The organism is Novosphingobium sp. HNCC26DJ243, from assembly GCF_057180545.1.
This window is the reverse complement of sequence record NZ_JBXUGN010000001.1, coordinates 663,491-690,357: the sequence shown is the minus strand read 5'-3', so window position 1 is coordinate 690,357 and position 26,867 is coordinate 663,491. Positions and strand designations below refer to the sequence as shown.

Genomic DNA, 26,867 nt, shown 5'->3' with positions numbered 1-26,867 from the left:
GCGGGCCGCAGGGGTCTCAGCCAGGCGTAACCGATTGGAATTACGGGTCTTCGGATCAACCGATGGCCGGATTGGGTGAGCGATGATCGGGTCGGTGCAACAGGTTGTCATCGTCGGCGGGGGCACCGCGGGATGGCTGTCGGCTTGCCTGCTGGCAGCGCGACGGCCCGAGCTTGGCATCACGCTGGTCGAAGCGCCCGACATTCCGACAATCGGTGTGGGCGAGGGCACATGGCCCACCATGCGCGAGACGCTGGCCACGATCGGAATTACCGAGACCGAATTCCTTGGCCAGTGCGATGCGTCATTCAAGCAGGGCTCGCGCTTTGATGGCTGGGTCGATGGCTCTGCGCAGGACAGTTACCTCCATCCCTTCACTCCACCACCTCCGGGCGACATGACTGCCCTGCTCGGTGCGTGGCAGACCAATGCGCCCGAGCAGCCTTTTGCTGCAGCAATGACCTCGCAGCATTCGGCATGTTTGCAGAACCTTGCGCCACGCCAGCGGACCATGCCGGATTACGCGGGCGCGCTGAACTACGGCTATCATCTGGACGCAGGAAAGTTTGCCGCGCTGCTGATGCGCCACGCCACCACGCGGCTTGGCGTGACACACGTGGTTGCGCAAGTCACGGGCGTGGCAGCCTGCGAAAGCGGCAACATTGCCGGGCTGCACCTGCATGACGGGCGCACGATCGCGGGAGACTTCTTCATCGATTGTTCGGGGCAGGCGGCGGTTTTGATCGGCGGGCATTGCGCCGTGCCGTGGATCAACCGGTCCGACGTCTCGTTCAACGACAGCGCGCTCGCCGTGCAGGTGCCGGTTGCACCGGGTAGCCCGATTGCCTCGCAGACCATCGGCACCGCGCACGAAGCGGGCTGGATATGGGATATCGGGCTGCCAACCCGTCGCGGCATCGGCTGCGTCTTTGCCTCGCGATTCATGGAGGATGGCCGGGCCGAGGAAATCCTTCGCGACTATGTTGCAGCCAAGGTCACAGGCGCGGATGTCGCATCACTGCGCCCACGCAAGCTGTCGTTCGCCACCGGCCACCGCGCCCGGTTCTGGGAGCGCAATTGCCTCGCCGTTGGCCTGTCAGCAGGGTTCATCGAGCCGCTCGAGGCTTCAGCGATCGTCACCATCGAACTGTCGATCAAGGCGTTGGCCGACAACTTCCCGCGCCGGGCGAGCACGATGGCCATGCTGGCCGAACGCTTCAACGAGCTGTTCCGCTATCGCTGGGACCGCATCGTCGAATTTCTCAAACTGCATTACGTGCTCAGCCATCGGACCGAGCCCTATTGGCTGGCGCAGCGCGATCCCGCGAGCGTCCCGCTCCGCCTTTCCGAATACCTCGAACTCTGGCGGGATCAGCCCCCTTCGGTGTGGGACTTTCCGCGCATGGACGAACTGTTCTGCGCGGCAAGCCAGCAATACGTCCTCTATGGCATGGGGTTTGCGGTGCCGGAGGTTGCAAGAACCCATTCAGGTGCAGCGACAGATCGCCTGGCCGACGTGAACCAGCGTTCGCGCGCGCTCGCGGCGGCTTTGCCCTCGAACCGGACGTACCTCGACGCAGCAATCAAGGGCGCCACGAACCCGCCACCCGAACAGTTCGCCACGCAAGGAACGGCAGTGATATGAGCAACCACGCTATTCTCAATCCTGCCGACCATGGCGAATTGCGCATCCACACGGCCGCCGGTGCCGAGATGGGCGACAATGTCATGGCCTGCCCAACCGTTCCGGCCGAATTCCGCCAGGTCCAGGCGCATTATCCCATTGTCCTGCGGCGCGATCTTGCCAGCGGGCAACTGGGCGCGCTCGCGCTGTTCGGCTTCGAGGCGGGCGAGAACCTGTTCCTGCGAGATGGGCGCTGGGACGCGACATATCGCCCGCTTGCCATGGCAATCCAGCCATTTCTCGTCGGCCGACCGGCTTCGCAAGATGACGTCGGACAGGTTCACGTCGATCTTGATCATCCGCGCATCAGCACCAACGGAGAAGGCGTTCGCGCGTTTGACGCAGAAGGCAAGCCGACGCCCTTCCTCGAGGATATTGCGGGCAAGCTCGGCGATCTCGACTTTGCCCACCGCGAAGCAGGAGACTTTTACGCCGCGCTGGACCGTTACGAATTGGCAGAACCTTTTACTCTCGAAGTCACGCTCGACAACGGTTCCACCAACTCGCTCGTCGGTTACCATACCATCAACGAGGAGAAGCTGACGGCGCTGGACGGGGACGCTCTGGCCTATCTGATGGCGAGCGGACATCTGCTGCGCATCACCATGATCCTCGCCTCGCTTTCGCATTTTGCCGATCTCGTGGCGCGCAAGAACCGGTTGTCCCACAGTGGCTGACGCGGACGGCTCGTTCCACGCAAATCTTGCCGCAGTGCCCGAGCGCACGCTTTGCGACAACGCCGAACGGGACACGATCCTGCGTGACGCAACCTCGCCCATCGTGCTTCGCGGACTCGTTTCGGACTGGCCGCTGGTCCGCGCCGGACTTGAGTCCGCCCGCGCGGCCCGCGCCTATCTTGCCGCTCATGCGCGGCCTGTGGACCTGCCGGTCTCGATTGCGGAGCCCGGGCAGGGCGGGCGCCTTTTCTATGACGAGGCGATGACGGTAAACTTCCGCATGGGCAAGGGCCGCTTGCCCGACATCCTTGCCGGTTTCGACAAGGCCGAAGGGATCGAAGGCGCGCAAGTGCCGACGGTCTATCTGGGATCGATCGACATGCGCCAGTTCTTCGACGGGTTGCATGAGGCAAACCATGTGGACTTCGGGCGCGAGGATGCGCTTGCCTCGATCTGGATCGGCAATGCCACGCGGATTGCTGCGCACAACGATTTCCCGCGCAACCTGGCGTGCTGTGCCGTCGGGCGGCGGCGTTTCACCCTGTTTCCGCCCGATCAGTTCGAGAATCTCTATCTCGGGCCTATCGACAATACGCCCGCGGGGCGGCCGGTTTCGATGGTGGATTTCGAAAGCCCGGACTTCGCGCGGCATCCGAAGTTCCGCGAAGCGCAGAAGCACGCGGTGGTTGCAGAGCTGGAGCCCGGCGACGCGCTGGTGATTCCGCCGCTGTGGTATCATCACGTCGAAGCGCTCGCGCCATTCAATGTGCTGGTGAATTACTGGTGGCGGGATACGCCGCGCTATCTCGGCCAGCCCCAGAATGCCTTGACGCACGCGATCATGGCGATCCGCGATCTGCCCGAGGACGAGCGCGCAGTCTGGCGGCTGATGTTCGAGCATTACGTCTTTTCGGGCGGCGAAGCGGCGCGCGCACATGTTCCCAAGGCCGGGCAGGGGGTCCTCGCTCGGCTTGACGCCAAGGGCGCGCAACGCCTTCACCAATTCCTGCTGAGGAGCCTTTCGCAATGAGTGCCGCACAGCAACTTCCGCGCCGCATCGTGATTGCAGGCGGCGGCACGGCCGGGTGGATGACCGCCGCCGCGCTGTCGCGCACGTTGGGGGCGGTTGCCAGCGTGACGCTGGTCGAGAGCGAAGAGATCGGCACGATCGGCGTGGGCGAAAGCACGATCCCGCCGCTGGTCGCCTACAACCGCATTCTCGGCATATCCGAGGCCGAGTTTATGCGCGCGACGCAGGCGACGTTCAAACTGGGCATCAACTTCGAGAACTGGCGCGTGCCGGGCGAGGCCTACTTCCATTCGTTCGGCGGGACGGGAAAGGACCACTGGTCGGCGGGATTCCAGCATTTCTGGCTGAATGGGAAAGCCCGTGGGCATCTCGAGGCCTATGGCGAATATTGCCTTGAACTGAAGGCAGCAGAAGCCGGGCGGTTCGCGCACTTGCCCGACGACCGCATGAATTACGCCTATCAGCTCGATTCGGGACTCTATGCCAGGTTCCTGCGCCGGATGGCCGAGGCCGATGGCACTGTGCGTATCGAAGGCAAGATCGCGCAAGTGGATCTCGATGCCGAAGGCGGCGACATTGCCGCGCTGACGCTGGAAAGCGGGAAGCGGATCGAAGGCGATCTGTTCATCGACTGCACGGGCTTTCGTGCGCTGCTGATCGAGGGCGCGCTGCGGGTCGGTTATGACGACTGGACCCATTGGCTGCCATGTGACAGCGCGATTGCGATCCAGACCTCGAGCGTGAGGCCGCCGGTCCCTTATACCCGTGCCATCGCTCACGAGGCCGGGTGGCAGTGGCGCATCCCGCTGCAGCACCGGCAGGGCAATGGCGTGGTCTATTGCAACGCCTACATGGATCACGAAACGGCGCTGGAAAAGCTGCTCTCCACAGTGGAAGGCGACAAGCTGGTAAAGCCGAACCCGATCCACTTCCGCACTGGCGCGCGGCGCAAGCAGTGGCAACGCAACTGCGTGGCCGTGGGGCTTGCAGGCGGGTTCATGGAGCCGCTGGAATCGACCTCGATCCACCTGATCCAGCGCGCAATCCTGCGGATCGTGCGAATGCTTCCGGCGGGCGCAATCAGCGCGCACGACGTTGCCGAGTTCAACGAGCAGCAGATGACCGACATGGAGCAAATCAGGGACTTCCTGATCCTGCACTACAAGGCGACCGACCGTCGCGATACGCCATTCTGGCGGCACTGCGCGAGCATGGCGGTGCCGGACAGCCTGATGCACAAGATGGAACTGTTCCGCGAAACCGGTCGCGTCTTCCGCAAACACGAAGAACTGTTTGCCGAGAATTCGTGGGTGCAGGTGATGATGGGGCAAGGGATTGTGCCGCAGAGCCATCATCCGGTGGCGGCCAAGCTGCGGGATGAGGAACTGGCGCACTTGTTGTCCACGCTGCGGGAGCAGGTGAGCCGCACGGTGGCGGGTCTTCCTCTGCACGGGGAATACGTCGCCCGCTATTGCGGCGCGGCGGTGCCGGTGGCGGCATGAGCGTGCTGTTGCTGGCGGCTGCCGCGCTTGCAGCAGGCACACCGCAGGACGAGTGGCACATGGTCTGGGCCGACGAGTTCGACGGATCGACCGTCGACGACAAGCGGTGGACACTGGCCGACGATTGCTGGGGCGGGGGTAACGATGAGCGGCAGTGCTACACCCGCGCGCCGGCAAATCACGCGGTGCGCGATGGCAAACTGGCGATCGTTGCGCGCAAGGAGGCGCAGACCGGCCCAGCCTATCCACAAGATCAGCGCACTTTGCCGGAGAGACAGGCCGCGACGCGGACCAAGCCGTTCACCTCTGCACGCCTGACGACGGCGGGCAAGACATCGTGGCTCTATGGCAAGGTGCAGGTGCGCGCGAAGTTGCCGCGGGGGCAGGGCACCTGGCCGGCGATCTGGATGCTGCCCGAAGACTGGTCCTATGGCGGATGGGCGCGGTCAGGCGAAATCGACATCATGGAGGCGGTCAACCTTGGCGAACCCTGCGCAACTTGCGCAGGCGGCAGGGAGAATCGCGTTCTGGGCACGATTCATTTTGGCGGGGAGCCGCCGCAAAACCGCTACATCGGCGACGAAACGCCGCTGGCGGGCGAAGTGGACGGCTATCATCTCTACGAAATAGAGTGGGACAAGGACGGCATCGTCTGGCGGGTAGACGGGACCGAGTACGAGCGGCGGGTGCCGCACGAATGGCACAGTCTGGGATCGGACAAGCCCGGGGCCCCGTTCGACAAGCCTTTCCACCTGATCCTCAACCTCGCCATCGGCGGGCATCTGCCCGAGGGGCGCAACAGCGGCGGCGTGGACGACAACGGTTTTCCCAAGCGGATGGAAGTGGATTACGTGCGCGTCTGGCAAAAGCGCGCGGGCTCGGATAACGCTGTCAGCGGAACGAGCGGGGGCAATTGACGGACGATGGTGCGCAGGCGGCAGGCGGTAACGATCAAGCACGTGGCGGCAGATGCCGGGGTATCGTTGCAAACGGTCAGCCGCGTCATCAATAACGAGCCGAACGTACGGCCCGAAATGCGCGACAAGGTGCAAGGCTCGATCGACAAGCTGGGCTACGTGCCTTCAATCGCGGCGCAGCGAATGAGTGGTTCGCGTTCGTACCTGATCCTGGCGCTCAACGATCGCGAACGCACGATCGCCGACTGGCGCGCGCGGCAGGGTACCGACTGGGTCGACCAGATGCTGCTCGGCGGGATGCTCGAGTGTAGCGAGCACGGCTATCGGCTGATCTTCGAACTGGTGGACACGCACAATGATCATGTCGAGCGCGAGCTTTCGGCGGCAATTGCTGCGCTTCAACCCGATGGCGCGATCCTGACGCCGCCACACTCTGACAATCCCAAAATCTTGAAAGTCCTCGCCAAGCACAATGTGCCGTTCGCGCGGATCGGCGCGCAGGTGACCGAGAATGGTCTGCCTGTAGGCATCCTCGTTTCAATGGATGACGAAGGAGGAGCGCGCATGGCGACGCGGCACTTGCTCGATCTCGGGCATCGGCGGATCGGGGTGATTTCCGGCCCTCCCGAATACGGGCTGATCGCCAAGCGAGTGCACGGCTGGCGGTCCGAGATGGAGGCCGCAGGCGCGCCCACCGAAGGGCTGCTTGAAGCCGGCGACTTTACCTACCAATCCGGGGTCAGGGCAGCGCGCGCGCTGCTCTCGCGCTCTGACCGGCCAAGTGCGATCATTGCGAGCAACGACCAGATGGCGCTCGCCACGGTAGAGATCGCCGAAGAGCTCGGCCTTGCCATTCCCGACGACCTCTCGCTGGTCAGCTTCGACAACACGCCGTTGGTGCGGTTTACGCGGCCTGCGCTGACCGCAGTGGATCAGCCGATTGCCGAGACGACAGCAATGGCCGTGCGCATGCTGATCGCGGCACATCGCAATCCCGATGCCGACGTGGGGCCGGTGATCATCCCGATGGGTTTTGAGGTTCGCGCCTCGACCGGCCCGGTGTGAGCGGTCTGGACAGCGGAAGGCGCGACCGGCGGTTTCTGGGGCTCTATGCGCTGGCCTGGGCTGGCGCGGCGATTGCCTATACGCCGTTCCTGACGCTGCTTCTGCCGATGCACGTGGAGCGGCTGGCGGGCGGGGATGGCGTGCGCTGGCTGGCGCTGACGACGTTCATCGGCGCGATCGGATCAAGCGTGGCGAACATCGCCTTCGGCTGGTTGAGCGACATTACCGGTAGCCGAAAGTCATGGGTGGTAGCGGGGCTCGTCATTTCGAGCGCGCTGCTTTGTGCCATGCCTTTGATGCAGAGCTTGCAGGGGCTGATCGGACTGATCGTAGCCTGGCAGATCGGCCTCAACATTATGCTTGGGCCGCTTTCGGCATGGGCGGGGGACCGCGTGCCCGATGGCAGCAAGGGATTATTGGGCGGCCTTCTGGCGTTTGCGCCTGCGTCAGGAGCATTGGCAGGAGCCTTCGTGACGATTCCCGGGCTTGCCGACTTGCCGCAGCGCTTTGCCATCGTAGCAGGCGTGGTGATCGCTTGCATCGCCCCGCTTGTGTTGCTGGGTGAGGATGGACGCGAAGAACGACCGGCGCGCATCGGTGCGCAAGCGACGGAAGCGGCGCGCGCGGTTCTGCGGGCGATGGCGACGCGGATGTGGTTTGCGCGGCTGCTGGTGCAGATCTCCGAAGCATCGCTCTTCGCCTATTTCTACCTGTGGTTCAGGCGCGTGGATCCCACCTTCGGGGACGCCGGGATAGCGCGGGTACTGAGCCTTGCCATGCTGATCGGCGCGCCGACGGCTCTGCTGGCGGGACGCTGGGCGGATCGACGGGATCGGCCCGTCGTGCCGCTTGCTGTGGCGGCAGCGGGTGCGGCGGCAGGGCTTGCCGCCATGGCCCTCGCGCAGGGCAGGGCAGAGGCGATTGCAGCCTACCTGCTGTTCGGGCTTTCGACCTCAGTGTTCCTCGCGCTCCACACCGCGCACACATTGCGGGTCCTGCCCGATGGTGCGCGGCGCGGGCGCGATCTGGGACTGTTCAATCTCACCAACACGATCCCGTCGCTGGCCATGCCGTCCCTTACGATCGCGCTGGTCCCTTCGCTCGGTTTTTCCGGGTTGTTCGTGGTTCTGGCAGTGCTGGCGCTGGGCGCGATGACCCTGCTGGCGCGCGCACCCGAGCCTTCAGAACAGAGCTGATTGCCGTTCGTCCCAAGGGGCTTGATTTACGCTTCGGTGCATGACAAACCGCGTTTGAGAACGTTCTCAAACAAGAATCCGGGGTAGTCGATGTCGAAGCGAATGGTGGCACGAGGCCTTGCGGCCATGCTGGTTCTGGGCGTGAGCGCCGGGGCACTGAATGCGCAAGCGCCCGAAGGCGTCGCCAACCCCGCCAACTGGCCAGCAGCCCACAGCCCATCGGCGATAACCGATCCCGCGACCGAACGGGCGATCACCCGATTGATCGCGCGGATGACGCTCGAGCAGAAGGTCGGCCAAGTCATCCAGGGCGACATCAGTTCGATGACGCCGGAAGATCTTGCACGCTATCCGCTGGGCTCGATCCTGGCAGGTGGAAACAGCGGCCCCTATGGCGACGAGCGGGCGGATGCCGCCAAGTGGCTGAAGCTCGTCACCGAATATCGCAAGGCGTCGCGCCAGTCGGGGGCGGGCATTCCGATACTGTTCGGCGTGGATGCGGTGCATGGCCATTCCAACCTGCCGGGCGCCACAATCTTTCCGCACAACACCGGACTTGGCGCGGCGCGCGACCCCGACCTGATCCGCAGGATTGGTGCGGCCACCGCAGCCGAGGTTGCCGGATCGGGCATCGAATGGACTTTCGCGCCGACGCTTGCCGTGCCGCAAGACCCACGCTGGGGGCGCGCTTATGAAGGCTATTCAGGCGATCCAGCGCTGGTCGCGGCTTATTCCAAGGCCATGGTCGAAGGACTGCAAGGACCGTTGCAGCGCGGAGTTCCCCTGGGGCCGGGCAAGGTTGCGGCGAGCGCAAAGCATTTCCTCGCCGATGGCGGAACCGAGGGCGGCAAGGACCAGGGCGATGCCAGGGTTTCCGAAGCAGACCTGGTGCGTCTTCATGCGCAGGGCTATCCGCCCGCGATCGAGGCGGGCGCGCTGACCGTCATGGCCAGTTTCTCCAGCTGGAACGGGATCAAGAACCACGGCAACAAGTCGCTGCTGACAGACGTGCTCAAGGGCCGGATGGGTTTTCAGGGCCTCGTGGTGGGGGACTGGAACGGGCACGGGCAGATACCGGGCTGCACGCCGACGGATTGTGCAGCTTCGATCAATGCGGGTCTCGACTTGTTCATGGCACCAGACAGCTGGAAAGGTCTGTTCGAAAGCACATTGCGCGAGGCGCGCGACGGGACCATTTCCAGGGCCCGGCTCGACGATGCGGTGCGGCGGGTGCTGCGCGTGAAATTCAAGCTGGGGCTGATGGGGCCCAAGCTGATCGAGCGCGGAAATCCTTCGCAGGTGGGTGCGCAGGCGCATCTCGACATCGCCCGCGAGGCAGTCGCCAAATCGCTGGTCCTGCTCAAGAACGAAGACGGGATTCTGCCGCTGCGTCCGGGCGCGAACGTTCTGGTGACCGGGCCGGGAGCGGACAGCATGGCGATGCAGGCAGGGGGCTGGACGATCACCTGGCAGGGCACCGACACGACCGCGCAGGACTTTCCCAGGGGCCGCACGATCGGGGGGGCAATTGCTGACGCGGTCAGCACTGCCGGCGGCAAGGTGCGCGTCGATCCAACCGGCGATGCTCCGGGCAAGCCCGATGTTGCCGTGGTCGTGTTTGGCGAGCAACCCTATGCCGAATTCCAGGGCGATATTCCCAACCTCGTGTTCCATCCACGCATGGGCGAGCTGGACCTGATGCGCCGGCTCAAGGCGCAGGGTGTGCCGGTTGTGGCGGTGTTCCTTTCCGGGCGTCCGATGTTCGTTGGTGCCGAAATGAACATTGCCGATGCCTTTGTGGCGGCTTGGCAGCCTGGATCACAGGGTCAGGGCGTTGCCGATGTGCTGGTGGCTGGCAAGGATGGCAAGCCAGCGCGCGATTTCACCGGCAGGTTGCCCTTTGCCTGGCCGCAGGACGCCCGCGCGCCGATGGTCGACCCGCTGTTTCCGGCGGGGTACGGACTTTCCTACGCTCAGCCTGCAAAAATGGGCAAGGTCAACGAAGACCCGCGCGTGGAGCAGGGACCGGCGCTGAGCGATACTGCCTACATCCGGCATGGCCGGGTGATCGAGCCGTGGCGTCTGGGTCTGGACAGCACCGTAACGATGCGCGCGGTGGACCTGATGGCGCAGGAGGATGCGCGTCAGTTCTCCTGGAGCGGTAAGGGCGACATTGCTGTCGACGGGCCGCCGGTGGACATGGAACGCTATCTCAACGGCGGGTTCGCGCTCCGGCTGGACTGGCGCGTCGATGCGGTCGGGACGAGACCGGTCACCGTGAGTTTTGGCGGCGTGAGGCTTGATGTGACGACGCTGGTTGGCGCGACGGCTCCGGGCAAGGCGGGCACGCTGATGATCGCGCTCAAGTGCTTTGCCCAGCACGGCGCCCCGATCAAGGCGATCGGTACTCCGCTGCGGATGGGTGCGGACAAGGGCTTCGTGATAAGCCTGCGCAATGCCGGGATCGAGGGGATCGGACAGATGCCTGCCTGTCCACCTCTGGCGAACTGAAACCGCTTCAGCGCGCGCAGGCGGCGCGGTCGCCCGAGCGGCAGGCGGCGACTGCGCGGCGCCACGCGGCCATGTCGCGCTCGTAGCGCGCACGGCGGTTGGCGTAGTCGGCCGTAGCTTCACGCGATGCACGGGCTTGCGCTGCGTAGCGCGCGTCCCGATCGCGAACCCGCGCCGCCTCGGCAAGGTTGAGCTGGCGGATCACGGACTTGTCGCGCTCTCGCGCGGCTGACGTGCGCATTGCCAGGTCGCCGGGGTCGTCGGCGCGCGCGGGAAGGGCAGCTAGGAACGCGCCAAGGATAAAGGCTGCGCGCAGAGCTTGCGATTGCATGTCTGTTCCTCCCGAAATCTCCCGTGCGTTGTTAATCATTGAGCCGCGACAAAGCGCGACTTTTGAGATGGGGCGTGTCGCATGCAGGCTACTGCCCTTGCCCGGAATGAGATGTCGTTCGTTTTCATCGCGACAGGCGGCCGATGTCATGCCGCCAGGAGTGATGCGATGAAACATACAGATCAGCCCGGAAAGGTTGCAGGTGGCCTTGCGGCATTGGCCGTGACCGCGGTTGTAGGCGCAGGCGTGGGATTGTGGATGCGATCGCGCGAACGTGGCGGCGGCAGCCATCCCGATGATGCGCCGGGATTCACGGCGCGCCGATCATTCGGCGATTACGCGGTGGTCGGGCGCAGCGTGACAATCGCGCGCCCGCGGGCCGAGCTTTTCGCCTTTTGGCGGGACTTCGCAAATCTCGCCACCTTCATGGAAAATGTCGAGGCGGTACAGCCGGTCGGCACCGAAGGGCACAGCGTGTGGACCTTGCGCGCGCCTGCGGGCCAGACGATCGACGTTGAAACGAAGATCGTCAGCGAAGAAACCGGCAAGCTGATCGCCTGGCGATCGGTCGATGGATCGGACATCGATACCGAAGGCCGCGTCACCTTCGAGGATGCGCCTGGCGAACGCGGCACGCGGGTAAGCGTGCGCGTGGCCTACAAGCCGCCGATGGGCGAGCTGGGCCTGCTTGTCGCCAAGCTTTATGGACGTGAACCTGCACTCCAGGCGCGGCAGGATTTGCGCCGGTTCAAGATGCTGATGGAAGCGGGTGAAATCGCAACATCAGCACGGCGACAGGATCAGACCCGCGCGGCGAAACAGGCCGAAAGGCATGGTTCCAACACATTAGGCAACAGGAAGGCAAGCTGATGCGTGCGCTGACATTCCATGGCACGCGCGACGTGCGCGTCGATACCGTCGACGATCCCGAGATCGTAAATCCGCGCGATGCGATCATCCGCGTCACTTCGACCGCGATCTGCGGATCGGACCTGCACCTGTATGACGGCGTGATCCCGGGCCTGATGCCGGGCGACATCCTTGGCCATGAGTTCATGGGGGAGGTTGTCGAAACCGGGCCGAAAAGCACCCTGACCAAGGGGCAGCGCGTGGTCGTGCCGTTCACGATCAGCTGTGGCTCCTGCTTCCACTGCGCGATCCAGCAATACGCAGCCTGCGACAACTCCAATCCTGCTGAAAAGCAGGACGCATCGGAAAAAATGTACGGCCACGCGGCTTCGGGCCTGTTCGGCTACAGCCATATGACCGGCGGCTATTCCGGCGGGCAGGCGGAATATGTGCGCGTACCGTTCTCGGATGTCGGGCCGATTGTGGTGCCAGATCATCTTTCGGACGAGCAGGTGCTGTTCCTTTCAGACATCCTGCCAACCGGATGGATGGCCGCAGAGAATGCGCAGATCCAGCCTGATGACACGGTGGCGGTCTGGGGATGCGGCCCGGTAGGGCTGTTTGCCGTGCAGAGTGCGCTGGCCATGGGCGCGGCGCGCGTCATTGCCATCGATCATTACCCGCACCGGCTGGAATTGGCCCGCGGACTTGGCGCGGATGTGATCAACTTCCGCGAAACCGACGTGCGCGAGGCGCTGATGGAAATGTCGGGCGGGATCGGAGTCGACGCGGTGATCGATGCTGTGGGCATGGAATCGCACGGCTTCGCTGTCGACAACATGCTCGACGTGGTGAAACAGAAGATCGGCATGGGCGCGGACCGGGCAAGCGCGCTGAAGCAGGCGCTGCTTGCGGTGCGCAAGGGTGGCCGTGTCTCGGTGCCAGGTGTGTACGGCGGGTTGACCGACAAGTTTCCACTGGGTGCCGTGATGGAAAAGGGCCTCGAGCTACGCACCGGCCAGACCCACGTTCAGCGCTACATGAAAGACCTGCTCACCAAGATTGAAGATGGAACGCTCGATACGACCTTCCTGATCAGTCACCGCTTGCCGCTCGAGCAGGCAGCCGAGGGCTACAAGAACTTCAAGGAGCAGCAGGACACCTGGACCAAGGTGGTGCTCAAGCCCGGGATGCAGGCCTCGCTGTGATCCCGGAGCTGCGCGGCGGAGGGCAGACTTGGTCCCCGTTTGGGCATCGAGCCGCAATGTTTGCTGCAACCCGTGCAAGGCGGGACCCATGCGGACGCAAGCGAGTTGTGGAAGAGTTCACTTTTTCGGAGTTAATTCCATGGAATCGAATAACAATTACACAGGCGGCGCAGCGGATTCGGATCGCAGCAATGGCGATGTGACCGTACTCAACACCTTGATCGCAACCCTGCTCGACAGCGTCGAGGGGTACCAGAAGTCGGCTGAGGATCTCGACAACGAGGCGTTCCGCACGATGTTTCTCGAGCGCGCGCGTGAGCGCCAGAGCGCGGTGACCAAGTTGCAGGCAGCAGTTGCGCAGCTTGGTGGCAATCCCGAGGATGATACCTCGGTCATGGGGTCGATCCACCGCGTGTTCGTGGACTTGAAGGCTGCGGTTACCGGACGTGATGACAAGGCCATCGTCAACGAGGTCGAGCGCGGCGAGGATTACCTCAAGGGCAAGTTCGAGACTGCAATGAACAATGCCGATCTTTCGGCAATTGCGCGAAATGCGGTGAACGAGGCTTGGGTTTCGGTCCGTGAAGGACATGACCAGATGAGCGCGCTCAAGCACGGCATGCAGGGCTAAGTCGCTCTTATAGGGCCGTGGGCGCAATCGCGCTCACGGCCCGATGGGGGCGGATATCAATCCTCGATCGCATAGTGGATGGGCTTGAAGCTGCCCCCATTCGACGCGCCGGCTGAGCAGGCGGTCAGACCGATAATGAGATCTTTCAAGGCGCGAAGGCGGATGAAGTCGCCAGCCTTGCTGATTGGCGGGAGCACCTCGATCCTGCCGGTCGCGCCATCGACGGGCACGTTCATGAACACGTTGAACGCCACGGGTATGGTGTCGGGTTCGATCCCGTAAGGCGCCAGCGCTTCGGCCAGATTGCCGAAGCAGCCGCGGTGAACGGGCTCTTCGGGATAGAAGTGGCGGAACGTCGCCTCGCTGCACGGTGTCAGCAGGAAATCGTGGCAGCCCACCGTGTCTTCGATCATCTCGAGCATCGGGTTCGACCGGTTCGACCATAAGACATTACCGGTGGTCAGGCGGATGGTCTCTTCGTAATCGAAGGTACGGCCGGCAGAGATCACTTCACGAACGTCATTCGCATCATATGCGAGCAGATCGCTGACCTGTACGCCACGCGGATCGATCACGCGCAGGACCTTGCCCTTTTCAAGGCGGAAGGCGGTGCCGCTGCGCGGCATTATTTCGTGAACGGTCATGCCGCGTTCGCGCGCTTGTCGCTGAAAGGGCAGCGCCAGCTTTCGTCGACCAGGCGGCCACTGTACTGCGCGGCCTCGCTTGCCTCGCCATGGCGCGCCAGCATGGGATTGATGTCACCGGCAAGCGCCACGTCGCGATTGAGGATGGTTGTCCGCATCTTGTCATAGCGCCCTTCATCGCGAAGACGCTCGAACTGATCATGCAGGTTGAAGACCAATGTCGGTCGTGGGAAGCGCCGGGCCGGGCGCGACGCGTTGGGGTGCAGGCCGACGACAAAGAACGCCTCGCCCCCGAAGCTCAAGGAGAAATGCGGGTCTGACGGATCGGCGCTGACCCTGTGATCGTATGGGTGGCCGAGCCACGCGTCCTTGTCGGCGAATGACTGGATGCGTTGCCACATCAGATGCTCGAACCGGGCTTCGTCGATGTCGCCCGGACCGGCGAAGGTCACGGCCAGACTGCGCAGGCCCTCAGGGTCGGAGCGATACTCTGCCGCCCAGTCCATGAGGGCCTGATGAATGATCAGGTCGTCCCACGAACTGTCAAGGCCGTGGCATGCAAGGACCTTGAGAGTACCCCGAGCCATGGCGGATTTCGCGCCGACGCACGGGAATGCGGCGTCGGCAATAGTCTCAAACAAGGCGCTCTCTGCATGGGCTTGCGTGCGTTGGTCGATCAGCATTCGTCATGGTTCCTTTGGCCCCGTCGAACGGTTGGGCGGGTCCAAGGTTCCTCTGCAAGTCAGTTCCGCGATCTGAGGTGGCGTTCGACAGCGTCAGCGCTGCTGCCCACGTCGCGAACTGCCTGCTCGAGCTCGTGCCGGGTAACGCCGAATTGTCCTGTCCAGTATTCGACTTCGTAATCCTGCCCCACGGCAATGCGCGAGGCGTCCGGGGGGCCGCGGCTGGTCCTGTCGTCTGGCATTTTTGCTCTCCGAATATGGTCTGCGCGACGTAACGCATTGAGCCACGGAGAGTTTCGGCCCGAGACAGGCCTATCCGGTGGAATTGGCGAGGTGGGTACCGAGATGGCGGCCCGCGATATAGCCGAAGGTCAGGCCAGGGCCGAGTGTACCACCTGCGCCGCCATAGACCTCGCCCAGCACCGCGGCCATCACGTTGCCGGCAGCATAGAGGCCGGGAATGGCATTGCCCTGCCAGTCGAGAACCTGCGCATCGGCATTGGTGCGCGGCCCACCAGACGTGCCCAGCGCGCCCGATTCCATCTTCACCGCGTAGAACGGGCCGCGGTCTATCGGCCCGAGCGTGCGGTACGGCGGGTCGAAGTCCATGTCGCCCCACATGTAGAAATTGTCGTAGGTGTTCTCGCCGCGATTGAAGTCCTCGTCGCGACCGTTGCGGACCATCGTGTTGAACCGCTCGACCGTAGCTTCGAGGCCATCGGCATCGATCCCTGCCTTTGCGGCGAGCTCGGACAGCGTGTCAGCCTGGATCATGTAGGACGGGATCGGGGAGCCAGGGGGCGAGGTGAAAGTCGGGTACTTGTCCTTGTAGCGCTGATCGATGACCAGCCAGTAGGGCAGATTGGGGTAGCTGTGCGTTCCTGCGTCAAATGCGACCACGGCCTTGCCCATGGCGTTATAGTTGGCAGCCTCGTTCACGAAGCGTTTGCCTGCGCTGTTGACCAGGATTGCGCCGGGGCGTGCGCGTTCATCCGAGCCGAGCATGTAGTTGGGCTTTGCGGCGCGATGCTGCGGCTTCATCTCGAGCACGCTCTGCTGCCAGAAGGCGTTCTGCATGTTGCCCAGCTGCGCGCCCGCTTCGATGGCCATGATCAGGCCATCGCCCTCATTCTCGGGCACGCTGACCGGGCCGGTCATCGGGCCGCGCAGGAAGGTCTTGACCAGCGTCTCGTTCCATTCGAACCCGCCGGTTGCGATCACCACGCCGCGCCGTGCGCGAACGCGGAAATCGCGGTTGCTGGCGTCTTCGGCGACCACACCGACCACGCGGTCGCCGTCCTTGACCAGCTTGCGCGCGCGCTTTTCGAACTCGACCGGAATGCCGCGATCGATCACCGCCTTGAACAGGGCACCTGCCAGCGCCTGGCCCAGGCCGCGATAATCGCCCGCTTCGCGCTCGGCGAGGGTGGCTTCATCGAGCGTGCCGCGCGTTGCCTCGATCAGGCTGCCGCGCAAGGGGTAGGCCATCTTGCTGGGGTTGACGCGCGCAGCCCATTTGCCGAGCCGCTCGAACGAGAAGGCCTCGTTATCGAGCGAGCGGCCGCCATCAGGCTTCGCGCCGGGAGAGTATGGCTGGTAGTCGGGGAAATCGGCGAACGCGCGCAGCCGGACCGGTGTCCTGTCGGCAAGATAGCGCACCATTTCCGGGCCGTTCTGCATGAACGCCCACAAGGTTTCCGGATCGAGCTGGCCCGGTGCGAGTGAGTCAAGGTAGCTTACGATCGCCTCGTCGCTGTCCTCGATGCCTTCTTCCTGCTGGTGGTGGTTGTTGGGGATCCACAACATGCCGCCCGACATGGCGGTTGTCCCGCCGACCATTCCCGTTTTCTCGAGAATGACGACATCTTTCGCACCGAAATCGTGAGCTGCGATGGCTGCGGTCATGGCGGCACCGCCAGAGCCGAGCACAACGACATCGACTTCGAGGTCCCACTTTGCTTCAGTCGTCATTACCCATCTCCAGACAAAGCAGGCCGACCATGTCCCGGACAGCCTGCGGCGCTAGTGCGCTCTTGTCCGGGATTATGGTTTGGCAGCGGGGCGAACCGCCACTCTGACAAGTCCTAGAAGTGGCCTAGGCGGCCCCGTCGGCAAGCAGGGCTTCAGGCACGGGGTATCCCCATCCGGCGTACTGGCTGGCGATCACCTCGGACATGAGGCGCAGTTCGTCCGAGGTATCGTTGATGCGCTGGCTCATGATGATCGGTGATGTCGCGGGCTCGACAAGCTCGCGATAGACGACATCGTGGCTGCGCGAACGGCTGATCGATTCAGGTATGATCGCGAGGCCTTCTTCTGCCGCCACAAGGCCAATGGCGATCTGGAGTTCGCGGGCCTCGTGCGCGATCCGGGGTTCAAGGCCGTGATCACGAAACAGCGAAATGACCTGGTCTGCGTAGCTGGGCCGGGGTGCGCGTGGATAGAGAATCTGGGGTTCTGCCGCCACCTGCTTGAGCGAGAGCGCGGCATCGCCCTGGGCCAGTGCATGGCCGCGCGGCAGCGCAACCGCGAGGCGTTCGTTGCGCAGCACCGTGCGCTTGATCGCCGGGTCTTCGAGGCGGATGCGGCCGAAGCCGACATCGATGCGGCCTTCCTTCAGCGCGGATATCTGATCAAGCGTGGTGCTTTCGACAAGCGACAGCTCGACGTCTGGTGCGCGCTGGCGGAAGGCGCGGATAAGTTCGGGAAGGCGAGCATAGATAGTTGAAGCGACGAAGCCGATGGTGAAGCGCCTGCGTTCCATGGCAGCAGCGGTGCGCATCATCGAATGCATGTCGTCCATCCGATCGACGACCTGGCGCGCCTGCTCGTGCAGCAGTTGTCCGAGCGGCGTCATGACCAGCGGTCTTGCGGTCCGGTCGAAGAGGGGGCCGCCGACGTCCTGTTCGAGCTGGCGGATCGTCCGGCTCAATGGCGGCTGCGCGATGTTCAGCTGTGCGGCAGCGCGCGAAAAGCTGCGCGCATTGGCCACGGCGAGGAAATGCCGGAGTTGCCTTAGATCCATCCTTATACTCTAAAGGTATGGCGGGTGGACCGCAATGATCATTGAGCCTTGGCAGTTCCGCCGGTATTCCATCGAAAACAAGACGTGTTTTGGAGAGTCGATGACATGGCGGCACTGGACAGGATCGATACCTTCATTGTCGACGTGCCGACGATCCGTCCGCACGTGCTGGCCATGGCCACGATGTATGCCCAGTCGATGGTCATCGTCCGCCTGACCGACAGTGACGGCGTCGAGGGCATCGGCGAAGGCACGACGATCGGGGGGCTCAGCTATGGCGAGGAAAGCCCCGAAAGCATCAAGTCCGCGATCGACACCTATATCGCGCCGATCCTTCAGGTCTGCGATCTTTCGAGGGTGCGCGACACGATGGCACGGATCGGCCGCAGCGTGCGCGGCAACCACTTTGCCAAGTGCGCGGTCGAAACCGCATTGCTCGACATGGCGGGCAAGCGGCTTGGCGTGCCGGTATCGGAACTGATCGGTGGTGGTCGCGTCCGCTCTTCGCTGCCCGTGGCCTGGACGCTTGCCAGCGGAAACACCGCTCGCGACATCGAGGAAGGCGAGGCCATGCTCGAACAGCGCCGCCATCGCATCTTCAAGCTCAAGATCGGGAAGCGCGAAGTGGCAGACGACGTCGCCCATGTAGGCGCAATCTGCAAGGCGCTTGCCGGACGGGCGAGCGTGCGTGTCGACGTCAACCAGAACTGGTCTGAAGCGCAGGCCGTGCGCGGCATGGCGATGCTGCACGACGTGGGCGTCGAACTGGTCGAGCAGCCCGTGGCGCGCGATGCTCTCGATGCAATGGCGCGCCTGTCGGGAACGCAGGCGGTGCCGCTGATGGCCGACGAAGCTCTGAACGGACCGCGCTCGGCCTTCCGCATCGCATCGGCGGCGGCTGCCGGCGTGTTCGCGGTGAAGATCGCGCAATCGGGCGGGCTGCATCCTGCAAGCGAAGTTGCCGCAATCGCGACGGCTGCGGGTATCGGCCTTTACGGCGGTACCATGCTTGAAGGCGGGGTCGGCACCGTTGCCTCGGCGCACCTGTTTGCAACGTTCCCGGAACTCGCGTGGGGTACCGAACTCTTCGGGCCCCTGCTGCTGACCGAGGAAATCCTGGCGGCGCCTCTGCGTTATGCCGATTTCGAGCTTGCGGTTCCCGACGCGCCCGGCCTCGGCATCACGCTCGATGAGGACAAGATCGCCCGCTTCCGCCGCGACAGCGCGGCTCCCGTAATTCACGCCGTCGCCTGAGAGGACGCACGCATGTTGTTCATGGTCGAAATGCAGGTCAACATTCCGCTCGGGTTCGATGCGGACGAAGCAGCGCGATTGAAGGCTGAGGAAAAGGCGCGGTTCCAGGAGTTGCAGGCTGCGGGCACCTGGCGGCACATCTGGCGCGTGGCGGGGCAGTACGCCAACGTCAGCGTGTTCGATGTCGAGAGCAATTCGCAGCTGCACGACATCCTGATCGGCCTGCCGCTCTACCCTTTCATGACGATGAAGGTGACCGCGCTCTGCCGCCATCCCTCGTCGCTGCACGACGATGATCGCTGAACCGGACATTCGATAACAGGTAATTCAAACAGTATCTTGGGAGATTGACGTCATGCAAGAATCCTTCGTTGATTCCGCTCCGATCCGCAACCTGCTCGACCGCGCGGCCGGCCTTGACGGTGATGGCGGTGACGCCCGCCTCAAGGCCATCATGCGCGACCTGCTGGAGGCTACTGCGCGCGTGATCGTGCGTCACGACGTGACCGAGAGTGAGTTCTGGGGTGCGGTCAAGTACCTTCAGGACAGCGCCGGTGAGATCGGACTGATCGTTCCGGGCATCGGCCTCGAGCACTTCATGGACCTCTACATGGACGCCAAGGATGCCGAAGCAGGACTTTCCGGAGGTACGCCGCGGACCATCGAGGGTCCGCTCTATGTTGCAGGCGCGCCGCTTGTCGAAGGGCCGGACGTCAACCTGACTGTCGATCCCGACGACACCACCAGCCTGTACATGACGGGCCAGGTGCGTGGTCCCGATGGCGAGCCGGTTCCAGGCGCGATCATGCACGTGTGGCATGCGGACTCTCAGGGCTGGTATTCGCACTTCGACCCGACCAAGGAGCAGACGCCGTTCAACAATCGCCGCCGCATCAAGCTGGGCGACGACGGCCGCTATGCCTTCCGTTCAAAGATGCCCAAGGGCTACAGCGTGCCCCCCGGCGGTGCGACCGACGTTCTGATGCAGGCAGTTGGCCGCCACGGCAACCGTCCGGCCCACGTCCACTTCTTCATCGAGGCACCGGGCTATCGCCAGCTGACCACGCAGATCAACTTCGGCGACGATCCGTTCGCGCATGACGACTTTGCATTCGGCACGCGCGAAGGCCTGCTGCCTGTGCCCATGCGCCAGGGCGACAGCGCCTCGATCACATTCGACTTCGAGATGCAGCGTGCCGCCCACCAGGAAGACGAAAAGTTCTCGACGCGCGCGCGCCTCGAAGCCTGACGCAAGAACTTAGGGGAAATGAAGATGTCCGGTGCCATCAGGACTCGCATTGAAACGGCCGTTGTCGATGACGCGGATACCGGGCAGTTCCGCTGCCGCCGCGACATCTTCACCGACCCCGACCTTTACGAACTCGAGATGAAGCACATCTTCGAGGGGAACTGGGTCTATCTGGCCCACGAGAGCCAGATTCCTTCCTCGAACGACTGGTTCTCGATAACGGTGGGCCGGACCCCCGTCGTCATTACCCGCACCAAGGATGGCGCGCTCAACGCTTTCATCAACGCCTGTTCGCATCGCGGCGCGATGCTGTGCCGGCGCAAGCGGGGCAATGGGCGCGTCATGGTCTGCCCGTTCCACGGCTGGAGCTTCACCAACGACGGCAAGCTCCTGAAGGCGAAGGACGAGAGCACCGGGGCCTATCCGGAATCGTTCAACCGTGATGGATCGCACGACCTTGCGCGGCTGGCGCGCTTCGAAAGCTATCGCGGGTTCCTGTTTGGCAGCGTCAATCCCGATGTTGCGCCGCTCGAGGAGTATCTCGGCGAAACGCGGGTGATCATCGACCAGATCGTCGACCAGGCGCCAGACGGCATCGAGGTACTTGCGGGCAGTTCGTCCTACATTTTCGAGGGCAACTGGAAGTTGCAGATGGAGAACGGCTGCGACGGGTATCACGTCAGCTCGGTCCACTATAATTACGCCAAGACAATGGGCCGGCGGGCCGAGGGCGGCACAAAGGCGGTGGACGCCAACGGCTGGTCCAAGGCCGTGAGCGGAGTCTACGGCTTCGATAACGGGCATATCCTGCTATGGACCAAGGTGCTAAATCCCGAGGTGCGGCCCGTCTGGTCGCACAAGGAAGAACTTGAGCAGCGCCTCGGCAAGGAGCGCACGCGCTTCATCGTGGAGCAGAGCCGCAATCTGGCGCTCTATCCCAACGTCTTCCTGATGGACCAGTTTTCGACCCAGATCCGCGTGGTTCGACCGATTGACGCAAACCACACCGAGGTGACGATCTACTGCTTTGCCCCCAAGGGCGAGAGCGCGGAGCTGCGGGCGATCCGCATCCGCCAGTACGAAGACTTTTTCAACGTTTCGGGCATGGGCACGCCCGATGATCTCGAGGAGTTCCGCACCTGTCAGGCGTCCTATGCCGGCGCGGGCGAGCTGTGGAACGATCTCAGCCGCGGCGCAAAGCGCTGGATCGCCGGGCCGGACGAGAACGCCCGCGAGATGGGCATGAATCCGCTGCTCAGCAGTGAGCGCAGTGAAGACGAGGGGCTGTTCGTGCGCCAGCACGAATACTGGGCCAAGGCCCTGCTCAACGGCCTTGCGCAGAGCGACCAGCAGGCGGAGGAAATGGCGTGAGCGTGCTCATCGAAGTTACCGCCTTCCTCAATCGCGAGGCGCGACTGCTCGACGACCGGCAATGGGACGCGTGGCTCGAATGCTACACGCCCGACTGCACTTATTGGATGCCGGCCTGGACCGATGACGACGAACTCGTTACTGACCCGCAGAGCCAGATTTCGCTCATCTACTACGCGAACAGGCAAGGTCTGGAAGATCGAGTGTACAGGCTCGAAACCGAGCGTTCGAGCGCGAGCACGCCGGAGCCGCGCACCACGCACATGATTGCCAACATCGAACTGATGGACGATCGCGGCGACGAGCTTGATGTGCGTTACAACTGGCATACGCTCAGCCATCGGTTCAAGATGACCAGCCAGTTCTTCGGTGCAACGTTCTGCACGCTGCGCCGGGTAGGGGGCGAACTGAAGATTTCAGCGAAGAAGATCGTCCTCAAGAACGATTACATCAACCAGGTGATCGACGTCTATCATGTCTGATCCGGTGGGGCATTTCGCGGGACGGTTCGCCGGCAAGGTGATGGTCGTGACCGGCGCGGCGCAGGGGATCGGACGCGGGGTGGCGCTGCGGGCTGCGGCAGAAGGCGCGCAGGTCCTGCTGGTCGACAGGGCAGATTTCGTTGCCGATGTGGTAGCCGAAATCGGGCCATCGGCGCGTGCATTCATGACGGATCTCGAAACGCACGAAGGCGCAGCAGCAGCCATGGCGGAAGCGGTAGCGCAATTCGGCCGGATCGACATCCTCGTCAACAACGTCGGCGGCGCGATCCGCATGCGGCCTTTTGCCGACTTCACGCCCGACCAGATCGACGCGGAAATCCGCCGCTCGCTCATGCCGACGCTTTATGGCTGCCATGCAGTTCTGCCTGCGATGCTGGCCCAGGGATCGGGCACGATCGTCAACGTGTCGTCCAACGCCACGCGTGGTATCCGGCGCGGGCCCTATTCGGCGGCCAAGGGCGGGATCAATGCGCTGACGCAGAGCCTCGCGATGGAGTATGGTGAACAGGGTATCCGCGTGGTGGCGACTGCGCCGGGCGGGACCAGCGCGCCGCCGCGCAAGGTGCCGCGCAATGCCGCCGGGGACAATGCGCAGGAACAGGCGTGGATGGCGCAAGCGGTCGAACAGGTGACGGAATCGACGTTCTTCAAACGCTACGGCACCTTGGACGAACAGATCGCGCCGATCCTCTTCCTTGCCTCGGACGAGGCGAGCTACATTACTGGAACCATCCTGCCCGTTGCGGGCGGTGACCTGGGCTGAACGCAAAGGCCAAGCAATGTCGAAGATCTATTCAAGTCCCGCATCTGCGCTGGACGGCGTGCTGTTTGACGGGATGACCGTGATGTCGGGCGGGTTCGGTCTGTCCGGCAATCCGGAAAGCCTGATTCCCGAGATCCGCGCGGCGGGCGTGAAGGACCTGACGGTAATTTCCAATAATGCTGGCGCTGATGGCTTCGGTCTGTGGATGCTGCTGCAGAGTCGTCAGGTGAAGAAGATGATCTCATCCTATGTGGGCGAGAACAAGCTGTTCGAGGAGCAGTACCTGTCAGGTGAGCTCGAACTCGAGCTGACGCCGCAGGGAACACTGGCCGAGCGCATCCGGGCAGGGGGCGCGGGTATTCCGGCGTTCTACACCCGCACCGGCGTGGGCACGGTCGTCGCCGAGGGCAAGCCGGTCGAAGTGTTCGACGGCGAGGAATATGTGCGCGAGAGCTGGCTGCGCGCCGATCTTGCCATCATCAAGGCGTGGCGTGCCGATCCCGAGGGAAATCTGATGTACCGGCGCACAGCGCGCAACTTCAACCCGAACATGGCGACGGCGGCAAAGGTAACCGTGGTCGAGGTCGAAGAGATCGTACCCGAAGGCACGTTCGACCCCGACTGCATCCATACGCCCGGAATCTATGTCGACCGTATCGTCCTCTCGACCATCAACGAAAAGCGCATCGAAAAGCTGACCGTGCGCGAAAGGGAGAGCGCCTGATGCCCTGGAATCGTGACCAGATGGCCGCGCGCGCCGCGCAGGAACTGCGCGATGGCGACTACGTCAACCTCGGCATCGGCATCCCGACGCTGGTGGCAAACCACGTGCCCGAAGGCATCAAGGTCACGCTGCAGAGCGAGAACGGCATGCTTGGCATCGGTCCGTTCCCCTATGAGGGCGAGGCCGATCCGGACCTGATCAACGCGGGCAAGCAGACCATCACCGCGCTGCCCACGTCGAGCTTCTTCTCCTCGGCTGACAGCTTCGCGATGATCCGGGGCGGCCATATCGACATGGCCGTGCTGGGCGCGATGGAAGTTGCCGCAAACGGCGATCTCGCCAACTGGACCATTCCCGGCAAGATGGTGAAGGGCATGGGCGGGGCGATGGACCTCGTCGCCGGGGTCAAGCGCATCGTCGTCGTGATGGACCACGTTTCGAAGTCCGGTGCGCCCAAGATCCTCGAGGCATGCAGTCTGCCGCTGACGGGGCGGCGCGTGGTTGATCTGATCGTGTCCGACCTTGCGGTGATCGCCGTTGACCGCAAAGTGGGCGGGCTGACGCTTGTCGAACTGGCGCCGGGACTCACGGTTGCGGAGGTTGTCGCCAAGACTGGCGCGCCCCTCGATGTTTCGGCATTTGCCGAAGGAGCGCAAGGCTGATGCCGTTCAGCGGGAAATCGGGAAGCCGCGTCTACTGGAAGCTAGAAGGGCGAGACGATGCGCCCGCGCTGGTGCTGCTCAATTCCATCGGCACCGACATGGACTTGTGGGACCGGACGTTGCCCTTGCTGCGGCAGAGCCACCGGCTCTTGCGCGTGGATACGCGGGGGCATGGCGCTTCGGATGCGGCAGGCGGCGATTACGCAATGGCAGGCCTTGCCGACGACATCTTCGGTGCGATGGATGCCGCCGGGATCGCGGTTGCAGCGGTGGCGGGTGTGTCGCTGGGGGGAATGATCGCGATGGAGATGGCGCTCGCACGGCCCGATCGCGTTGTTGCGCTGGCCCTGATCTGCACGTCTGCAACGATGGACAAGGTGGCGTGGAGCGACCGCGTGGCAAAGGTGCGCGGCGAAGGCATGGGGGCCATCGCCGAACTCGCCATGGGACGGTTCTTTTCGCCCGAATTCATCGCCGCCGAGCCTGCGGTGGCGCAGACGATCCGCCGCCAGCTGGTGAGCATGGCTGCGTCCGGGTACGCCGGATGCGCTGCAGCCATCCGCGACATGGATCTGGCATCGCGGCTTGGCCAGATCAGTTGCCCGACGCTGGTGGCGACGGGCGAGCGTGACACCTCCACTCCAATTGAGGGTCACGGGGAATACATCCTTGCCCAGATCCCCGGGGCGAGGCATGCGGCTTTGCCCGCTGCGCATCTGGCGCCGCTCGAGGCACCGCAGCTCCTTGCCGAGACCATGCTCGAATTCCTGAAGGATTGAACCGCCCGATGACCGACGCTTTCATCTGTGATGCCATCCGCACCCCTGTCGGGAAGCTCAACGGATCGCTTGCCAGCGTGCGCGCCGACGACCTTGCTGCGCTGCCGTTGCGTGCACTGGCGCGGCGCAATCCCGGCCTCGACTGGAGCCGGGTGGATGACGTCATCATGGGCTGCGCTAACCAGTCGGGCGAGGATAACCGCAACGTCGCACGCATGGCCGCGCTTTTGGCCGGGCTACCTGAGACGGTTCCCGGCGTCACCGTCAACCGCCTCTGCGCCTCGGGCCTCAACGCCATCGGAATTGCCGCGCAGGCGATCCGCTCGGGCGATGCCGAACTGATGGTGGCCGGCGGCGTCGAGAGCATGACTCGTGCGCCATACGTGATGGGCAAGGCAGGCAGCGCGTTCGATCGCGGCCAGAAAATCGAAGACACCACGCTCGGCTGGCGCTTCATAAATCCCGCGATGAAGGCGGCTTATGGCGTCGATACGATGCCCCAGACAGGCGAGAACGTGGCCGACCAGTGGCAGGTGAGCCGCGAGGATCAGGACCGCTTCGCGCTGGCAAGCCAGGAAAAGGCTGCTGCGGCCATTTCATCGGGCCGCTTCGATGTTGAGATCGAGCCGGTCGAGGTTCCCCAGGGCAAGGCCCCGCCCAAGCTGTTCGAACGCGACGAGCATCCGCGTGCGACGAGTCTCGAGGCACTCGCCAAGCTCAAGCCGGTCGTGCGTGCAGATGGAACCGTGACGGCGGGCAATGCCTCCGGCCTGAACGATGGTGCTGCTGCGATGATCATTGCATCGGACGCTGCGGCCAAGGCCAATGGGCTGACACCGCGCGCACGCATCATTGGGATGGCGGCAGCCGGCATTGCTCCGCGCGTCATGGGGGCAGGCCCGATCGAAGCTGCGCGCAAGGTGCTGGCACGCGCCGGGCTCGGCGTTGCCGATCTCGACGTGATCGAGCTGAACGAGGCTTTTGCCAGCCAGGCAATTGCCACGTTGCGCGATCTCGGAATCGATCCGCTGACAGACACGCGCGTCAACCCCAATGGGGGCGCGATTGCACTGGGCCATCCGCTCGGAATGTCGGGTGCACGCATCACGATGACTGCGGTCGAGGAACTGCAGCGCACCGGCGGGCGCTATGGCCTGGCTTTCATGTGCATCGGCGTTGGCCAGGGTCTCGCCCTGTTGTTCGAACGCGTCTGACCTCAAGTCTCTCAAAGGAAATATCGTGAAGCAGGGCGACCTCTACTCCATCTATCACTGCGCGATCGAACCGGGAGACTTTCCGGCATTCGAAGCGCTTGTCGCGAATATCGTGGCCGAAACGGCAAAGGAAGCCGACACGCTGACCTACGAGTACGTGGTCAATGAGGCCCGCACCGAAGTCCACATCGTCGAGCGCTACCGCATCGAAGGCCTCCTGCCGCACGTGCAGCAGACCTTCGCGCCTTTTGCCGAGGCATTCCTTGCGCTCGTGCGGATCGAGAAGCTTTACGTCTACGGCGAAACGACGCCGGAAGTTCGCGCCGTGCTCGACGGGTTCGGCGCAATCTATCTGACGCCGTTTTCCGGTTTTACCCGCTGATCTTGGTCTCGGA

At 63.7% G+C, this 26,867-nt stretch carries 28 protein-coding genes; 22 read left to right on the top strand and 6 right to left on the bottom strand.

The genetic code is table 11. From position 1 onward, the window contains the following. Positions 1-94: 94 nt before the first annotated feature. The 8 genes from AC2A04_RS03295 (at position 95) to AC2A04_RS03260 (ending at position 10,582) form a co-directional block, all read left to right on the top strand. Positions 95-1,645, top strand: a complete 1,551-nt coding sequence (locus AC2A04_RS03295; protein ID WP_484210887.1) for a tryptophan halogenase family protein — start codon at positions 95-97, stop codon at positions 1,643-1,645. Beyond that, positions 1,642-2,361: a SapC family protein gene (locus AC2A04_RS03290; RefSeq protein WP_484210886.1), complete on the top strand. Its 720-nt coding sequence runs from the start codon at positions 1,642-1,644 to the stop codon at positions 2,359-2,361. Before AC2A04_RS03295 ends, AC2A04_RS03290 begins: the two co-directional genes overlap by 4 nt. Beyond that, on the top strand, positions 2,354-3,391 hold the full coding sequence (locus AC2A04_RS03285; protein ID WP_484210885.1) for a cupin-like domain-containing protein: 1,038 nt from the start codon (positions 2,354-2,356) through the stop codon (positions 3,389-3,391). The genes AC2A04_RS03290 and AC2A04_RS03285 overlap by 8 nt, the downstream gene beginning before the upstream one ends. After that, complete coding sequence (locus tag AC2A04_RS03280) at positions 3,388-4,893, top strand: tryptophan halogenase family protein (RefSeq protein ID WP_484210884.1); 1,506 nt, start codon at positions 3,388-3,390, stop codon at positions 4,891-4,893. Before AC2A04_RS03285 ends, AC2A04_RS03280 begins: the two co-directional genes overlap by 4 nt. Continuing rightward, positions 4,890-5,810 (top strand): glycoside hydrolase family 16 protein, encoded by a 921-nt coding sequence (locus AC2A04_RS03275; RefSeq protein WP_484210883.1) that lies wholly within the window; start codon positions 4,890-4,892, stop codon positions 5,808-5,810. Before AC2A04_RS03280 ends, AC2A04_RS03275 begins: the two co-directional genes overlap by 4 nt. Before the next feature lie 6 nt (positions 5,811-5,816). Next, positions 5,817-6,875: a LacI family DNA-binding transcriptional regulator gene (locus AC2A04_RS03270; RefSeq protein WP_484210882.1), complete on the top strand. Its 1,059-nt coding sequence runs from the start codon at positions 5,817-5,819 to the stop codon at positions 6,873-6,875. Then, positions 6,872-8,071 carry an MFS transporter gene (locus AC2A04_RS03265; protein ID WP_484210881.1) on the top strand — a complete coding sequence of 400 codons (1,200 nt, stop codon included), beginning with the start codon at positions 6,872-6,874 and terminating at the stop codon, positions 8,069-8,071. The genes AC2A04_RS03270 and AC2A04_RS03265 overlap by 4 nt, the downstream gene beginning before the upstream one ends. 90 nt (positions 8,072-8,161) lie before the next feature. Then, positions 8,162-10,582 (top strand): glycoside hydrolase family 3 protein, encoded by a 2,421-nt coding sequence (locus AC2A04_RS03260; protein ID WP_484210880.1) that lies wholly within the window; start codon positions 8,162-8,164, stop codon positions 10,580-10,582. 7 nt (positions 10,583-10,589) lie between these two features. Here the strand turns inward: AC2A04_RS03260 and AC2A04_RS03255 are convergent, their stop codons facing one another. Continuing rightward, on the bottom strand, positions 10,590-10,913 hold the full coding sequence (locus tag AC2A04_RS03255) for a hypothetical protein (protein WP_484210879.1): 324 nt from the start codon (positions 10,911-10,913) through the stop codon (positions 10,590-10,592). 168 nt (positions 10,914-11,081) lie between these two features. On the opposite strand from AC2A04_RS03255, the gene AC2A04_RS03250 reads away from it, so the two are divergent. From AC2A04_RS03250 to AC2A04_RS03240, 3 genes are all read left to right on the top strand, one after another. Continuing rightward, on the top strand, positions 11,082-11,783 hold the full coding sequence (locus AC2A04_RS03250) for an SRPBCC family protein (RefSeq protein ID WP_484210878.1): 702 nt from the start codon (positions 11,082-11,084) through the stop codon (positions 11,781-11,783). Next, a complete protein-coding gene (locus AC2A04_RS03245; RefSeq protein WP_484210877.1) occupies positions 11,783-12,970 on the top strand; it encodes a zinc-dependent alcohol dehydrogenase in 1,188 nt (395 codons plus the stop codon). Before AC2A04_RS03250 ends, AC2A04_RS03245 begins: the two co-directional genes overlap by 1 nt. Positions 12,971-13,109: 139 nt before the next feature. Beyond that, entirely contained in the window at positions 13,110-13,601 is a 492-nt protein-coding gene (locus tag AC2A04_RS03240; protein WP_484210876.1) for a ferritin-like domain-containing protein, read from the top strand. Positions 13,602-13,657: 56 nt separating this feature from the next. Here AC2A04_RS03240 and AC2A04_RS03235 read toward each other — a convergent pair whose 3' ends face one another. From AC2A04_RS03235 to AC2A04_RS03215, 5 genes are all read right to left on the bottom strand, one after another. Beyond that, positions 13,658-14,245 (bottom strand): DUF1989 domain-containing protein, encoded by a 588-nt coding sequence (locus tag AC2A04_RS03235; protein WP_484210875.1) that lies wholly within the window; start codon positions 14,243-14,245, stop codon positions 13,658-13,660. Next, positions 14,242-14,928 (bottom strand): guanitoxin biosynthesis heme-dependent pre-guanitoxin N-hydroxylase GntA, encoded by a 687-nt coding sequence (gene gntA / locus AC2A04_RS03230; protein ID WP_484210874.1) that lies wholly within the window; start codon positions 14,926-14,928, stop codon positions 14,242-14,244. The genes AC2A04_RS03235 and gntA overlap by 4 nt, the downstream gene beginning before the upstream one ends. Positions 14,929-14,987: 59 nt before the next feature. After that, on the bottom strand, positions 14,988-15,170 hold the full coding sequence (locus AC2A04_RS03225; protein WP_484210873.1) for a DUF3606 domain-containing protein: 183 nt from the start codon (positions 15,168-15,170) through the stop codon (positions 14,988-14,990). A 70-nt stretch (positions 15,171-15,240) separates the two neighbouring features. Then, a complete protein-coding gene (locus tag AC2A04_RS03220; RefSeq protein ID WP_484210872.1) occupies positions 15,241-16,899 on the bottom strand; it encodes an FAD-dependent oxidoreductase in 1,659 nt (552 codons plus the stop codon). 124 nt (positions 16,900-17,023) lie between these two features. Next, positions 17,024-17,953, bottom strand: coding sequence for a LysR substrate-binding domain-containing protein (locus AC2A04_RS03215; RefSeq protein ID WP_484210871.1), 930 nt, complete (start codon positions 17,951-17,953; stop codon positions 17,024-17,026). 105 nt (positions 17,954-18,058) lie between these two features. Between AC2A04_RS03215 and AC2A04_RS03210 the strand changes: the two genes are divergently transcribed. The 11 genes from AC2A04_RS03210 to AC2A04_RS03160 are packed head-to-tail and all read left to right on the top strand — an operon-like array spanning position 18,059 to position 26,854. Further along, positions 18,059-19,207 carry a muconate/chloromuconate family cycloisomerase gene (locus AC2A04_RS03210; RefSeq protein ID WP_484210870.1) on the top strand — a complete coding sequence of 383 codons (1,149 nt, stop codon included), beginning with the start codon at positions 18,059-18,061 and terminating at the stop codon, positions 19,205-19,207. A 12-nt stretch (positions 19,208-19,219) separates the two neighbouring features. After that, positions 19,220-19,510, top strand: coding sequence for a muconolactone Delta-isomerase (gene catC, locus AC2A04_RS03205; RefSeq protein WP_484210869.1), 291 nt, complete (start codon positions 19,220-19,222; stop codon positions 19,508-19,510). A 52-nt stretch (positions 19,511-19,562) separates the two neighbouring features. Next, positions 19,563-20,456 (top strand): dioxygenase family protein, encoded by an 894-nt coding sequence (locus tag AC2A04_RS03200; RefSeq protein WP_484210868.1) that lies wholly within the window; start codon positions 19,563-19,565, stop codon positions 20,454-20,456. 24 nt (positions 20,457-20,480) lie between these two features. After that, positions 20,481-21,827: a Rieske 2Fe-2S domain-containing protein gene (locus AC2A04_RS03195; protein ID WP_484210867.1), complete on the top strand. Its 1,347-nt coding sequence runs from the start codon at positions 20,481-20,483 to the stop codon at positions 21,825-21,827. Continuing rightward, entirely contained in the window at positions 21,824-22,309 is a 486-nt protein-coding gene (benB, locus tag AC2A04_RS03190) for a benzoate 1,2-dioxygenase small subunit (RefSeq protein WP_484210866.1), read from the top strand. The genes AC2A04_RS03195 and benB overlap by 4 nt, the downstream gene beginning before the upstream one ends. Further along, on the top strand, positions 22,302-23,093 hold the full coding sequence (gene benD / locus AC2A04_RS03185; RefSeq protein WP_484210865.1) for a benzoate diol dehydrogenase BenD: 792 nt from the start codon (positions 22,302-22,304) through the stop codon (positions 23,091-23,093). The genes benB and benD overlap by 8 nt, the downstream gene beginning before the upstream one ends. Before the next feature lie 16 nt (positions 23,094-23,109). Then, on the top strand, positions 23,110-23,817 hold the full coding sequence (locus AC2A04_RS03180) for a CoA transferase subunit A (RefSeq protein ID WP_484210864.1): 708 nt from the start codon (positions 23,110-23,112) through the stop codon (positions 23,815-23,817). After that, complete coding sequence (locus tag AC2A04_RS03175) at positions 23,817-24,479, top strand: 3-oxoacid CoA-transferase subunit B (protein ID WP_484210863.1); 663 nt, start codon at positions 23,817-23,819, stop codon at positions 24,477-24,479. Before AC2A04_RS03180 ends, AC2A04_RS03175 begins: the two co-directional genes overlap by 1 nt. After that, positions 24,479-25,258: a 3-oxoadipate enol-lactonase gene (gene pcaD / locus AC2A04_RS03170; protein WP_484210862.1), complete on the top strand. Its 780-nt coding sequence runs from the start codon at positions 24,479-24,481 to the stop codon at positions 25,256-25,258. Before AC2A04_RS03175 ends, pcaD begins: the two co-directional genes overlap by 1 nt. An 8-nt stretch (positions 25,259-25,266) precedes the next feature. Further along, complete coding sequence (gene pcaF / locus AC2A04_RS03165; protein WP_484210861.1) at positions 25,267-26,472, top strand: 3-oxoadipyl-CoA thiolase; 1,206 nt, start codon at positions 25,267-25,269, stop codon at positions 26,470-26,472. 25 nt (positions 26,473-26,497) lie between these two features. Next, positions 26,498-26,854 carry a putative quinol monooxygenase gene (locus AC2A04_RS03160; RefSeq protein WP_484210860.1) on the top strand — a complete coding sequence of 119 codons (357 nt, stop codon included), beginning with the start codon at positions 26,498-26,500 and terminating at the stop codon, positions 26,852-26,854. Positions 26,855-26,867: the final 13 nt, after the last annotated feature.